General features: G+C 72.8%; 11 protein-coding genes. 3 read left to right on the top strand and 8 right to left on the bottom strand.

Features of this window, described 5'->3' with window-relative positions; genetic code table 11:
- The 4 genes from CA983_RS14360 to CA983_RS14345 form a co-directional block, all read right to left on the bottom strand.
- Nucleotides 1-1374: glycosyltransferase family 2 protein (locus CA983_RS14360; protein WP_086601282.1), on the bottom strand; the 1374-nt coding region annotated here is incomplete at its 3' end.
- Nucleotides 1371-3566, bottom strand: coding sequence for a CDP-glycerol glycerophosphotransferase family protein (locus CA983_RS14355; protein ID WP_086601281.1), 2196 nt, complete (start codon nt 3564-3566; stop codon nt 1371-1373). The genes CA983_RS14355 and CA983_RS14360, both read right to left, overlap by 4 nt.
- A gap of 79 nt (nt 3567-3645) precedes the next feature.
- Nucleotides 3646-4476 carry an ABC transporter ATP-binding protein gene (locus CA983_RS14350; RefSeq protein WP_086601280.1) on the bottom strand — a complete coding sequence of 277 codons (831 nt, stop codon included), beginning with the start codon at nt 4474-4476 and terminating at the stop codon, nt 3646-3648.
- A complete protein-coding gene (locus CA983_RS14345; protein ID WP_086601279.1) occupies nt 4469-5383 on the bottom strand; it encodes an ABC transporter permease in 915 nt (304 codons plus the stop codon). The genes CA983_RS14350 and CA983_RS14345 overlap by 8 nt, the downstream gene beginning before the upstream one ends.
- Before the next feature lie 187 nt (nt 5384-5570).
- On the opposite strand from CA983_RS14345, the gene CA983_RS14340 reads away from it, so the two are divergent.
- Nucleotides 5571-6197, top strand: coding sequence for a TetR/AcrR family transcriptional regulator (locus tag CA983_RS14340; RefSeq protein WP_086601278.1), 627 nt, complete (start codon nt 5571-5573; stop codon nt 6195-6197).
- Between the two features lie 69 nt (nt 6198-6266).
- On the opposite strand, the gene galE is transcribed toward CA983_RS14340, so the two are convergent.
- Together galE and CA983_RS14330 are read right to left on the bottom strand one after the other, a co-directional pair.
- Nucleotides 6267-7247, bottom strand: a complete 981-nt coding sequence (gene galE / locus CA983_RS14335) for a UDP-glucose 4-epimerase GalE (RefSeq protein ID WP_086601277.1) — start codon at nt 7245-7247, stop codon at nt 6267-6269.
- A 74-nt stretch (nt 7248-7321) separates the two neighbouring features.
- Nucleotides 7322-8938: a glycosyltransferase family A protein gene (locus CA983_RS14330; protein ID WP_086601276.1), complete on the bottom strand. Its 1617-nt coding sequence runs from the start codon at nt 8936-8938 to the stop codon at nt 7322-7324.
- A gap of 94 nt (nt 8939-9032) precedes the next feature.
- Here CA983_RS14330 and CA983_RS14325 point away from each other — a divergent pair, with 94 nt between their 5' ends.
- A complete protein-coding gene (locus CA983_RS14325; protein ID WP_244206887.1) occupies nt 9033-10673 on the top strand; it encodes a glycosyltransferase family 39 protein in 1641 nt (546 codons plus the stop codon).
- Nucleotides 10674-10955: 282 nt separating this feature from the next.
- On the opposite strand, the gene CA983_RS14320 is transcribed toward CA983_RS14325, so the two are convergent.
- Complete coding sequence (locus CA983_RS14320) at nt 10956-11444, bottom strand: MarR family winged helix-turn-helix transcriptional regulator (protein WP_086601275.1); 489 nt, start codon at nt 11442-11444, stop codon at nt 10956-10958.
- Nucleotides 11445-11568: 124 nt separating this feature from the next.
- Between CA983_RS14320 and CA983_RS14315 the strand changes: the two genes are divergently transcribed.
- Complete coding sequence (locus CA983_RS14315) at nt 11569-11982, top strand: organic hydroperoxide resistance protein (RefSeq protein WP_086601274.1); 414 nt, start codon at nt 11569-11571, stop codon at nt 11980-11982.
- A gap of 22 nt (nt 11983-12004) precedes the next feature.
- On the opposite strand, the gene CA983_RS14310 is transcribed toward CA983_RS14315, so the two are convergent.
- Entirely contained in the window at nt 12005-13564 is a 1560-nt protein-coding gene (locus tag CA983_RS14310) for a hypothetical protein (protein ID WP_086601273.1), read from the bottom strand.
- Nucleotides 13565-13620 lie beyond the last annotated feature (56 nt).

Genomic DNA, 13620 nt, shown 5'->3' with positions numbered 1-13620 from the left:
GCCCTGGAAGGGGAGGGGGGCCGCTGCCAGGTCCAGGTGGGCGTGGCCCTCGAAGACGCCGGGGCGGACGGGGAAGAGGCGGAACGGGACGCGGAGGCGGCGCCGGCCCGGGGCGATGAGGAGGGTCGCGCGCTGGGGGCCGACGGGGAGGCGCAGGGCCGGGTCGTACGTGCGGACGGTGAGGTCGACCGAGGCTCCCGGGCCCCGGGTGATCTCCGTGATCTCGTGGCGGAACTGGGCGCTCGGGAAGGGGCGCGTCTCCAGGTCCAGGTCCGAGATGTCCAGTTCGCGGCGGGACCATTCGGAGGACGGGATGTGGTCGCCCCAGTAGGTGCGGCCCTGTTCGTCCGTCGTGACCTGCCTCGGTCCCACGCCGTGGCCCAGGCCCCGTGCCGCCAGCCTGGCCTCCGGCAGGCGGTGGTCGCGGATCAGCTGGATGACCACTCGTTCGGCGCGGGGGAGGCGGGCGAAGGCGCCCGGGGTGAGCGTGTCCAGGTACGGCGTGACGATGTCCGCGAAGGAGGACAGCCACTCCTCGTCCCGGTAGGGCAGGTCACCGGCGTACATCCGGAAGTCGTGCTTGAGGAACTTGTGGTCCTTGTCCTCCCGCAGCGACTCGTGCCCGCTCTCGGCCAGGAACGCGTCGATGAGGTGCTGGACGTGGACGCGGTCGCGGACGTTGGCGAGCTTGTGCCGCTGGTTGGATATCGAGGCCGCGTCGGAGGCGGCGAACGGCGCGACGTACCAGCGGTAGACCGGCTCCGGGATGATCGTGAACGCCTTGGCCAGGCAGTACGCCTGCGCCGAGAACAGCTGGTCCTCGTAGTGGATGCCCTCGGGGAAGCGCAGGCCGTGCCGGTCGAGGAAGGCGCGGGCGTACATCTTGCTGGTGGCGAGGTGCTCGAACAGCAGCCGCGGGTCGGCTTCGATGCCGTCGAGGGTGCGGCGCTCGGCGACCAGGTGCGGCATCCACGTCGAGCGGCGGCCGTTGTCGACCCGGACGCGCTGCACGGCGCCCATCGCGAAGTCGATCTCGCGTTCGCGGTGCGCGGCGAGCAGCAGTTCGACGGCGTCCTCGGGGAGTTCGTCGTCGCTGTCGAGGAACATCAGGTACGGCGCGCGGGCGGTCTCCAGGGCGCGGTTGCGCGGTGCGCTGCATCCGCCGCTGTTCCGCTCCAGCCGGAGGTGGCGGATGCGGGGGTCCTCGGCGGCCAGACGGCGTGCCACCTCCGGTGTCTCGTCCGTCGAGTGGTCGTCGCTGATGACGATCTCCACGTTCGCGTGGGTCTGCCGGCGGACCGAGTCGACGGCGCGGCTGAGGCGTTCGGCGTCGTTGTAGACGATGACCGTCACGGTGACGTCGGGGGTGCTCATGCGGTCGCCTCCTGCGGGGTCGGGGCCGGGGTGCGTTCCTCGATCGGCAGCACCGGCGGCAGGGACCGTTCGTCCTGGCCGAGGAAGACCCGGCGCACGACGCGTTCGGCGGCGCGTCCGTCGTCGTACTCGCAGAACCGGCGCCGGAAGACGGCCCGGGCCTTCGCCGCGCCCTCGTCACGCCAGGCCTCGGTGGTGAGGATCTCCGTCAGCTCCTGCTGGGTGCGGGCGACGGGGCCCGGGGCCTCGGCCATCAGGTCGAAGTAGACGCCGCGGGTGGTGCGGTACGTCTCCCAGTCGTCGGCGTGGATCACGATCGGACGGTCGAGGTTGGCGTAGTCGAACATGATCGAGGAGTAGTCCGTGACCAGGGCGTCCGCCGCCAGGCACAGCTCCTCCACCGGGTCGTAGGAGGAGACGTCGATGATCCGGCCCGTGCGGCGCAGGTTGGTGAGCGGGGAGGCGGCGCCGCCGTAGAAGTAGTGGCCGCGGACGAGCAGGACCGTGTCGTCGCCGAGGCGGTCGGCGAGGGCGGCGAGGTCCAGGCGCGGGGTCCAGCCGGCCTCGTAGTCGCGGTGGGTGGGCGCGTAGAGGACGGCCCGGCGGCCCGGCGCGATGCCGAGCCGGTCGCGGACCTGGCGGATGTCCTCGGCGCCGGCCGTGTAGTAGACGTCGTTGCGCGGATAGCCGTGGTCGAGGGATACGTAGTGCGACGGGTACGCGCGCTCCCACATGCGCGTGGTGTGGCTGTTGGCGGAGACGCTGTAGTCCCACTTGTCGATGCGCTCCAGCAGCGCCTGGAAGTCCAGGCCCTGCGCGGCCGCCGGGTACGCCATCTGGTCGATGCCCATGCGCTTCAGCGGCGTGCCGTGGTGGGTCTGGAGGTGGATCGCGTCGGGGCGCTTGACCACCGCGTTGGGGAAGTTGACGTTGTTGACGAGGTACTTGGCGGTCGCCAGCACCTCCCAGTAGCGGCGGGTGCCGGGCACGACGTGGTCGGTGCCGGGCGGCAGCAGGGCCGCGTTCTCCTCGGTCACCACCCACACCGGGTGGATCTGCGGGGCGAGTTCGGCGAGCTTCGCGGCGATCGCGGCCGGGTTGCAGGCGACACCGCGGTTCCAGTACGCCGAGAACACCGCCAGGTGGGGATTGACCGGGCGGCCGAGCGCCCTGCGGTACTGGTGGTCGCGGAGCTTGGCGCCGGCCTGGCGCTTGCGGGCCCGTACGGCCGACTTGGCGGTGCGGCGGGTGCGGTTGACGGCCTGGAAGGCCCGGTACCTGGCGTAGGCGCCCTCTTCGAGCAGGGWGCGGCGGACGCCTTCGAGACCGGCCGGGCGCCGGTAGCCCTCGGGGCGGCGGCGCAGGGCGGCGAGGGACGCCCGCCGGAAGAACTCCCGCGCGGCCTCCTCCGCCATGCCGCCGCGCGCGAAGGTGCGCAGGCAGTCGCGGACCATGACGTCGTACAGCACGGCGTGGGCGGCGCGGCGGTCCCGGGTGAGGTCGAGGAGCGACTCGTAGCGCTCGACGAGGCCGTAGCGCTGCTCGGGAGTGACGGGGGGCAGGCTCGCGGGGCGCAGCCTGCGGTCCTCGTAGGCGACGTGCGGCAGGCAGGCGACGCGGTCGGCGAGCAGCAGGGCGGCCAGGGCGGCGTACGGCTCGTCGTCGGTGGTGAGCCGCTGCTCGTGCGCCCGCCAGAAGTCCGCGCGCAGCACGCGGGTGCCGAGCAGCGGGGTCAGCCGCAGCAGGGGCGCGCAGTCGTCGAGGGCGACATCGGCACGGCCCGCCCGGGCCAGCAGGGAGCCGTCCCGGGAGGGCATGCCGGAGGTGTGCCAGGTGCTGCGGACGTGGTCGAGGAGCAGGACGTCCACCTCGCCGGGCAGCTCAGCCACCCGCTCGGCGACCGTGCGCGGGGCGCCGGCGGGCAGTCCGTCCTTGGCGTGGACGAAGTGCAGCCAGCGGCCGGAGGCCCGCGCCGCCCCCGCCGCCCGGGCCGCGGCGTCGCCCGTGCCGTCAGGCAGCGGGACGACCTGCACGTCCGGGGTGTGCCGCTCGGCCGTCTCCCGGGCCCAGTCGCCGACCGCGGCCACGATTAGCTCGGCGTCCGGGAGGGGATGGGCGGCGAGGGAGTCGAGGAGTTCCGTCAGGTGGTCCTGAACGTTCGGCCCGTGGACGATGACGCTCAGCTCGGCCATCACGGGGACTCCTTCTCGCAGCGGCACCCTATGCGGTCATGGTGCCATCAATGAGACAAAAGGGCCGATCGAGTCCGCCTCACGAGGGAACGGCGGCCTTCGGCTTCGGCTCGGCCTTGGGTGACTTGTCGCCGGTGAACGCCTCGTACTCCTTCAGGACGTCCTCGGTCGGCCCGTCCATGCGCAGTTCCCCGCGCTCCAGCCACAGCACGCGGTCGCAGGTGTCGCGGATCGACTTGTTGTTGTGGCTCACCAGGAACACCGTCCCGGCGTGCTTGCGCAGCTCGCGGATGCGGTCCTCGGAGCGCTTCTGGAAGGAGCGGTCCCCGGTGGCCAGCGCCTCGTCGATCAGCAGCACGTCGTGGTCCTTGGCGGCGGCGATGGAGAACCGCAGCCGCGCGGCCATGCCGGAGGAGTACGTCCGCATCGGCAGGGTGATGAAGTCGCCCTTCTCGTTGATGCCGGAGAAGTCGACGATCTCCTGGTACCGATCCCTGACCTGCTCGCGGGACATGCCCATGGCCAAGCCGCCGAGGTGCACGTTGCGCTCGCCGGTCAGGTCGTTCATCATCGCCGCGTTCACACCGAGCAGGGAGGGCTGGCCGCCGGTGTAGATACGGCCGTTCTCCACGGGGAGGAGCCCGGCGACGGCCTTCAGCAGGGTCGACTTGCCGGAGCCGTTCGTGCCGATCAGGCCGATCGCCTCGCCCCGGTACGCGACGAAGGACACGTTCTTCACGGCGTGCACCCGGCGCACGCCCGACGCCTTCTCGGTCTGCTTGCGGCGCAGCATGCGGTTGAGGGCGGCGGTCGCGGAGCCGCGTCCGGCTCCGGTGCCGTTGACGCGGTAGACGATGTCGACGCCGTCGGCGACGACGGTGGGGATCCTGTCGTTGGTGAGGTCAGCCACGGCCGTACGTCTCCTCAGCCTTCCAGAAGTAGATGAAGCCGCCGACGCCGGCGACCAGCGCCCAGCCGGCGGCGAGCGCCCACACATGGGCCGGGAGCTGGCTCGCGTGGAAGCTGTCGATCAGGGCGAAGCGCATCAGGTCGATGTACACGGCGGCCGGATTGGCCGCCAGCGCCACCGTCACCACGTGCGGGAGGCTGTCCTTCTGCGCCAGCTTGTCGATGCTCCACATGACGCCGGAGACGTACATCCAGGTGCGCAGCACGAACGGCATCAGCTGGGCGATGTCCGGGGTCTTGGCGCCCATCCGGGCCATGACCATGGAGACGCCCGCGTTGAACGTGAACTGGAGGAACAGCGCCGGCAGCGCCAGCAGCCAGGACACGCGGACCGGCACGCCGAAGCAGAGCAGGATGACGACCAGGGCGCCCATCGAGAACAGCAACTGCTGGAGCTGCTGGAGGCAGAACGACAAGGGCAGCGCGGCGCGCGGGAAGTGCAGGGCGCGCACCAGGCCGAGGTTGCCGGAGATGGCGCGGGTGCCCGCCATGATCGAGCTCTGCGTGAACGTCCAGATGAACACGCCCGTGACCAGGAACGGGATGTAGTCCGGCACCCCGTGCTTGGTGCCGAGCAGCACGCCGAAGATGAAGTAGTAGACCGCCGCGTTCAGCAGCGGGGTCATCACCTGCCAGACCTGCCCGAGCTTCGCCTGGCTGTACTGGGCGGTGAGCTTGGCGGTGGCGAACGCGGTGATGAAGTGGCGCCGGGCCCACAGCTGGCAGACGTACTCGGGCAGGGAGGGGCGGGCGCCGCTGACGGAGAGGCCGTGGCGGGCGGCGAGGGCCGCGAGGTCGTCGGTGGCCGGGGCCGGTGCTTGGGGCGGTGTGTGGAGGACCTGACTCACATCCGCTGCTTTCGTTCGAGGGGGGTGTGGGACCTATGGGGTCGCGAAGAGCGCTGCGGTGGGGCGGTTCTTACCGGACTCTTCACGACTTCTTACGTCGGGACGGGACCGTATCGTCGCAACGTGAGCGTATGTCGTCCGCACGTCGGAACGCAACCGTTTCGTCGTGACGCCCTATGCTGTCGGCATGACGACGAAGCCCGAGGAGCACCAGCAGCCCCGGCGCCGCCGGGCCCCCGCGGGGGCGGCCGTACTGCGGGAGGACGTGACGGAAGCCATCCGGGCGGCCGTCTTCGAGGAGCTCGCGGCTGTCGGCTACGCGCGGATGTCCATCGAGGGGATCGCGCGCCGGGCGGGGGTCGGGAAGACGGCGGTGTACCGCCGCTGGCGCTCGAAGCTGCACCTGGTCCTCGACATCGTCTCGGCCCTCGCCGTGCAGGGCCTCCCCGCGCCGGACACCGGCTCGCTGGAGGGCGACCTGCGGCTGCTGTACGAGGTGACCTCCCGCGCGCTGCGCCACCCCGTCGCCTCGCAGATCATCCCCGACCTCCAGGCCGAGGCGGCCCGCAACCCCGAGATCGCCGAGGCCCTCCAGAAGGCCCTGCGCGAGGGCCAGGACGGTGTCGCCACCGGCATCGTCACGGCGGCGGAGGCCCGCGGCGAACTCCGCCGGGGCCTCGACCACGACCTGGCCCTCGACCTGATCTCCGGGCCGCTCTACTGGCGCTCGGTGGTGATCCGCAGCCCGAAGCTGCCCAAGGGGTACCTGGGGTCGCTGGCCCGGGCTACGGCGGGGGCGTTGAAGGCGCTGTAGGGGACTGCCTGACAGCTGTAGGGGACTGCCTGGCAGATACCGTGGATCAGCCCCGCGCCGCCTCCGGGATCAGCCCCGCGCCGCCTCGGGGTGCAGCCGCACCCAGCCCTCCCACGCCGACGTGATCATGTCCTGGACGTCGTGCCGGGCCTTCCAGCCCAGTTCCGCGGCCGCGCGCTCGGCGGAGGCGACGACGCGGGCCGGGTCGCCCGGGCGGCGGGGCGTGACCGCGGGCGGCCGGTCGTAGCCGGTGACCGTGTTGATGCGGTCGATCATCTCGCGGACGGAGACGCCTTCACCCCGGCCGATGTTGAGCGTGAGGTCGCTGCCGGGGGAGGAGCGCAGGACCCGGGCCGCGGCGACATGGGCCTCGGCCAGGTCGACGACGTGGATGTAGTCGCGTACGCAGGTGCCGTCCGGGGTCGGGTAGTCGTCGCCGAAGATACGCGGCGGCGCGCTCTCCGTGAGCTTCTCGAAGACCATGGGGACGAGGTTGAACACGCCGACGTCCGCGAGCTCCGGGCTCGCCGCCCCGGCCACGTTGAAGTAGCGCAGGGACGCGGTCGACAGCCCGCTCGCCCGGCCCGTCGCGCGCACCAGCCACTCCCCGGCCAGTTTCGTCTCGCCGTAGGGCGACATGGGCAGGCAGGGCGTCTCCTCCGTGACCAGGTCCACGTCCGGCATGCCGTACACCGCCGCCGAGGAGGAGAAGACGAAGGACGGCACCTCTGCCGCCGTCACCGCGTCCAGCAGGACCCGCAGGCCCTCGACGTTCTCCCGGTAGTAGTGCAGCGGCTGCTCGACCGACTCGCCCACCTGCTTCTTCGCCGCGAGGTGGACGACGCCGGTGACCGCGTGGTCCGCGAGGGTGCGTGCGAGCCGCTCGCCGTCCAGCGTCGAGCCCATCACCAGCGGCACTCCGTCGGGCACGCGCTCGGCGATACCGGTGGACAGGTCGTCGTACACCACCGCCTGTTCCCCCGCCGCCGTCATCGCCCGTACGACGTGCGCTCCGATGTAGCCGGCGCCGCCGGTGATCAACCAGGTCATGTGCGGCCGTCCCCTCGTCAGTTGGCCCGTGGTGGTGGTGCTCTGTGCCGATAATGCCGATACGCGTCGTGCTCTCAGTGAAGCAGGCGGCGCAGCCTTCCACGTGCGACGGACAGCACACCGCGTGCGCCGGGCGCCACGCGCAGCGCCAGCGAGCCGGAGTGGGTGGCGTACGGCTGTACGAGTACCACGCCGTGCCGGGCGCTCGGGACGGCGCTGCGGCGCAGCAGACCGGCGCCCGTGAGGGCGTGCGCCGTGACGTCGCGGCTCACGCCGTCGCGGAAGCGGATGCGAAGGCGCAGGTCCCAGGTGCCCACGCCGGGTGCGGCCAGCGCGGGGAGGTCGACCGTCGTCTCCGCCGACCAGGTGCCCGCCGACGGCACCAGCGCGGTCGTACCGCGGACCACCTCCTCGCCGTCGTCCCGGTGCCGCCACTCCACCTCCACCGCCTCCGGGCCCGCCCGCGCCACCCGGCCGTACAGCTCGTGCAGGCGCAGCCGCAGACGGGCACCACGCGCGCGTGGCCGCAGCTCCGCGTCGACGGCCAGGGGCAGCACGGGCACGGGCCGGGTGAGCAGGGGCTCCAGGGAGACCTGCGGGAGGTCCTCCGACCAGACGGGCGTGCCGTCCGCGGCCCGGGCGTACGGCGGATAGAGCCGGGCCGGGCGAGCCGCCAGCTCCCGCAGCCGGGGCAGGTCGCGCGGCTCCGGGGAGGCCAGGACGACCCGCCCGGCCAGCCGGCCGGGAGCGGCCGGGTCGCGGGCCCAGTCGTCCGCGTCGTACTCCGCGAGATGCGCCCGCGTGATCTCCCACCACGCACGCCGGTAGGCGGCGTCGCGCAGCCCCAGTTCACGCAGGTACATCCGCAGGTCGTGGTCGAGGAACTTGGCGCGCGCCACCCGCGCCAGTTCCTTCTGCCCGGCGCCCAGCAGGATCTCGTACGCCTGCCGGCACGCCTCCGTGCGGGCCCGCCAGTTCTCGACGCCGGACCGGTCCAGCGAGATCGACAGCCGCTCGGCGGACCGGCGCACGTGCCAGACGTACACCCGGTCCGGGACCAGGGCGATGCGCGGGGCCGCGGCCAGCACGCGCGCGGTGAAGACGACGTCCTCGTACGGGAAGCGGCCCTCGGGGAAGCGGATGCCGTGCTCGCGCAGGAAGCCGGTGCGGTAGAGCTTGTTGACGCAGAGCGTGTCGTGGACCAGGCGCGGGCGCTGCGCGGGGTGCGGCACCACGGCGTGGAGCGCGTACAGGCGCGCTTGCCAGGGTACTTCGCGCTCCGACGGCAGTTCCCGGCGTACGCACAGGCCGCTCGCGACCTCCGCGTGCGCGCCGGTCGCCGCGTCGAGCAGCGCGTCGACCGCGCCGGGCGGCAGGATGTCGTCGCTGTCCAGGAACATCACGTACGGCGACGTCACCGCGTCGAGCCCGGTGTTGCGCGGGGTGCCGCAGCCGCCGCTGTTGGCCCGGCGGCGGATGACCTTCAGGCGGGGTTCCGACGCGGCGAGCCGGTGGAGCAGGCCGGCGCTGCCGTCCGTCGAGCAGTCGTCGACGGCCACGACCTCGCGCACGGCCGGGCCCTGGGCGAGCGCCGAGCGCACGGCGTCCGTCACATGGGCGGCGTCGTCGTAGCCGATGACCACGACGGCGACCTGAGGGAGGGGCCTCTCGGGGTTCTGTACGGCATTCATTACGGCGGATCGTAAGCCGGGCGAATGACATGAAAGTGGTAACACACCATCAAGCATCATCAAAGCCTGCGCAACGGCACAGAATCGGCCCGTGATGAGTGCGCAGTCGAGGGCGAGCGGCCGCTTCGGCGCGGGCGTGGTGCCCGTGGCGGTTCCCATGGCCGTGATGCTGGGGTTCGGGCTGTGGGGCCTGGACCGCGGTGGCATGTGGGGCGACGAGAGCGTCACCTTCCAGGTGGCGCAGCGCACGGTGCCGCAGATCTGGCGGCTGCTGCACGACGTGGACGCGGTGCACGGCCTGTACTACCTGTTCATGCACGCCGTCCTCGCCGTCCACCCGGGCGAGGTCGTCCTGCGCCTGCCGTCGGTGTGCGCGGCGGCCGCGACCGCCGGCCTGGTCGCGGCCCTCGGTGTCCGGCTGGCCGGGCCACGGGTCGGCCTGTGGGCCGGTCTCCTCTACGCGATCACGCCGATGACCGGCCATTACGCCCAGGAGGGACGGTCGTACGCGCTCGTCGCGGCGGGCGTGGCGGGGGCGACGCTGCTGCTTCTCAGGGCGGTGGAGGCGGCCACGGTACTCGCCTGGTGGCCGTACGGGAGCGTCGTCGCCCTGACCTGTCTGCTGCACGAGCTGGCGGTGCTGGTGCTGTGCGCGCACGCGGCGACGCTGGCCCTCATGCGGGTGCCGAGGAGCGTGTGGTCCGGCTGGGGACGCGCCGCGGGAGCGGTCGTGCTGCTCATGCTGCCGCTGGTGTGGGTGTCGCAGGGGCAGTCCGGGCAGGTCGCGTGGCTGGTGACGCCCGGGTGGGACAGGGCGGAGAGGCTGCTGCGGCACTTCTCTCCCGGTCCGGTCGGGGTGGTCTTCTGGGCGTCGCTGCTGCTGATGGCCGTCGGGCTCCGGACGCGGCGGCTGGCGGCGGTCGCGCTCCCGCTGCTGCTCGTGCCGCCGGGGATGCTGATGACGGTGTCGCAGGTGCGGCCGCTGTTCCACGACCGGTACGTGCTCTACTCCCTGGCCGGGGCGTCCCTGCTGGTGGCCGCCGGGGCCGGGCGGGTGGTCGGAGTGCTGGGGCGGCTGCGGTTCGACGGGCGCCGGGTACGGGTCGGCGGGCGGCAGGTGCACGCCCTGCTGGGCGTCACCGGCGTCCTCGCCCTCACGGCCGCCTTCGTCCACCACCTCCCCGTCCACCGCCAGGACCGGTCCGCCGCCCACCGCCCCGACAACCTCGCCGTCGTCTCCTCGCTCGCCCTCCGCCAGATGCGCCCCGGCGACCCGGTGCTGTTCGTGCCGTCGGTCGGGAGGCTCGCCGCGCTGGCCTACCCGAAGGGATTCCGGCAAGTCAGGGACATCGCCCTGCGGGAGTCGGCGCCACGGTCCGGGACACTGTGGGGCCGTGAGGCGACCCCCGGGGACCTGCGGCACAGGCTCGCCTCAGTGGACCGCGTCTGGGTAGTCGCCGAGACGTACGCGCTGGACCCGCGCTGGTCTCCGTCCGACCCGGTCGAGCGCACGAAACTGGCCGTCCTGGCGGAGGAGTTCACCGTCCGGGAGGAACACACCCGGGACGGGGTGATCCTCCGCCTCCATGTCCGGAGGACCCCGGCCGACGCACCGTCCGTCGAGGAGCCGTCCACCGGGCTGGCGACCGCCGGTGCCGCGACCGCCGAGTTGCCGGGGCCACGGGCGAGCCGTCCACCGGCGTCGCGACCACCGATGAGTCGTCCGCCGACGTAACGACCGTCGGTGAGCCGTCCGCCAAGGTGCGCCCGCCGGGGCAGCCACCGCTGACAAGCCGTCCGCCAAGGTGCGTCCGCCGGTGCAGTCACCGCTGACGAGCCGTCCGCCAGGCGCCGTGGCAGCTTGCGGTTTCGTGTCGAGTGCCGGCCGTCGGTGGTTGATCGCGCAGTTCCCCGCGCCCCTTGATGCCCGACGTACCGGCCGCCGATGACCCACCCGCCGACGCAGCGACCACCGATCAGCCACCCGGCGCGTCCACCGGCGAGCCCGCTGCCTCCGCTACGACCGCCCGTCTCCCGGCGCGCCGCCCGTCGGCTCCGCGAGCGCCGCCGCGTCCAAGGCGGTGGTGAGCTCGTCGAGGCGGGCGCGCAGGGTGCGGATCTCGTCGGTGTCGAACCCGGTCGAGGCGGCGATCCGGCGCGGCACCTGAAGCGCGCGCCGCCGCAGCGCGACGCCCTCCTCGGTCAGCCGCACCTCCACCGACCGCTCGTCGCGCGCGCTGCGCTCCCGGCGCACGAGCCCTGCCGCCTCCAGCCGCTTGAGCAACGGCGACAGCGTGCCGGAGTCCAGGCGCAGATGCTCCCCGAGCTTCTTCACGGGCAACTCGTCGTGCTCCCAGAGCACCAGCATCACCAGGTACTGGGGGTACGTGAGTCCGAGGTCCTTGAGGATCCCGCGGTAGACGCCGTTGAAGGCGCGCGATGCCGCGTGCAGGGAGAAGCAGATCTGCTGGTCCAGGCGGAGCCAGTCGTCGTCCGGCGTGTTCATGCCTCCAGGGTAGCTCGCACCCGCCACTCAATTGCACACAACTTAATTGTGTGCTCTAATTCTGGTGTCAGGCGGCCCCGGAAGCGGGCCGCCGAACGTTGACGTGTGAGAGGGAAGGATTTCCATGGACGCGCTCTACACCGCTGTCGCCACCGCCACCCACGGCCGCGAGGGCCGCGCCGTCAGCTCCGACGGCGTGCTGGACCTCGCGCTGGGCATGCCCGAGGCGCTGGGCGGCAACGGCCAGGGCACCAACCCCGAGCAGCTCTTCGCCGCCGGTTACGCCGCCTGCTTCGGCAGCGCCCTCGGCCTCGTCGGCCGCCAGGCCAAGGTCGACGTCAGCGACGCCGCCGTGACCGCCGAGGTCTCCATAGGCAAGCAGGGCGAGGGCTTCGGGCTCGCCGTCACCCTCCGCGTGGAGCTCCCCGACAGCGTGGACGAGGCGACCGGCCGCAAGCTGGTCGAGCAGGCCCACCAGGTCTGCCCGTACTCCAACGCCACCCGCGGCAACATCGAGGTCGACCTCGTCATGGAGTAGGCAATCGAGCAAGCACCGGCAGTCACCCCCCGACCCGTGCCAGCACCTCCCCCGTCCGTCTGCTCCACGCCACCACCACGGCCTCCTCGGGCACCGGGTGCCAGCGCGTCAGCAGCAGCCAGCGCACGTGGTAGCGGCGGACGACGGCGGCCCGCTCGGCGCGGGTCGCGTCGGGGGCCAGATAGGCGCGGACGTCGGCCGCCCGGCGTTTGCGCTCCCGTTCGTCCAGGGCGGGGTCGGGCCAGATGGGCGCGGCGAGGTTCGGCCCGTACCCGGCGATGGAGTGGCTGGCCAGATACCCGTCGGTGATCACCACCTCGCCCGGCCCGATGTGCCGCGCCGCCCAGTCGTACGACGGCCAGCGCGTCGGCTGCGTGAACCCCACCGGGTCGACCGAGCGCGGCACGACCGCCCCGGCGTGCACGGTGACGAACCCGACGCACACCCCGACCGCCGCCGCCCCGCCCAGCAGCCTCCGGGCCCGCCGCCACGGCCGGGGCGCCGCCAGCTCCACCGCCAGCGCGAACTGGAGCGGCACCAGCACGGCCCACAGGGCCCTGGCGTACGTGTAGTGCCCGCTCACCCAGCCGTACGCCACCAGCAGGCACTCCAGCAGGAACATCAGCACCAGCGGGTCACGCACCGGCCTGCGGGCCCGCACCCACAGCGCGGGCAGGCCGAGCAGCGCCAGCCAGGAGTTGGCGAGCATCCGCTCGTACAGCTGCCGGTGCATGGCGTCCATGCCCGTGTCGCCCACCAGCGTCAGGACGTCGTAGTAAGGCCAGGTCAGGGCGACCGCCGCGCAGGCCGCCCCGGCGAGCGCCCAGCGCACCACGACCGGCCGGCGCCACCCGCGCTGCCGGGACGCCACGATCGCCGCCGCCCCGGTGAGCGCCGAGGCCGCCGTGACGGGGTGGGTGAGCAGGATCAGCCCGTACAGGACGCCGATCCCGGCATACCCCCACCAGCCGCCGAGCCCGCTCGGGCCGACGAAGCGAACGGCGGGGGCGTCGTCCCGGGCGCGCACGCAGGTCCAGGCCCACGCCCAGAACGTCACGCCGATCGCGGCCGCGGACGGATAGCCCAGGTTCGTCGTCATCGACATCAGCCCGAGGTAGCCGCTCCACAGGATCCGCGTGGTGCCCCACAGCAGCGTCATGAACAGCAGGGCCAGCACTGGCGCCCATGGGCGCGGGGTGAGAGCCCGGACGAAACGGCCGATCCCCGTCAGCAGCACCAGCAGATGCACCGGCCCGGCGAGCTTCACGACCGCCCAGCCGGACAGCCCCGTCAGCCGCGCCAGGACGCCCTGGGCGACGGCGTACGGCCCGTAGTACGGGCTGCCCTCGCCCGGCAGATCGGCCATGGTGTGGGCCGGGTGCAGCAGATCGGCCTTGAGACGCTCGACGACCGCCGCGTGCTGTCCGGCGTCGCAGCACAGGGGGACCCGCCAGAACGCCAGCGTCATCACCAGCCAGAACAGGGCACCGAGGAGCTGGTACGGGGTCAGCCGCCCCACGCGGCCGCCGCGCAGCGCCGTCGCGCCGCGTACGGTCCGACGGACGAGGACTCCGGCGCTCACAGGACTGTGGGAAAGGGGAGGGACTGGGGCATGCGCCGAATGTTCCCGCCCGTACC

It is taken from the genome of Streptomyces swartbergensis (assembly GCF_002148965.1).
GTDB classification, from domain to species: domain Bacteria; phylum Actinomycetota; class Actinomycetes; order Streptomycetales; family Streptomycetaceae; genus Streptomyces; species Streptomyces swartbergensis.
Note: the sequence above shows the minus strand (reverse complement) of the source record. Positions and strands in the feature narration are given on the sequence as shown.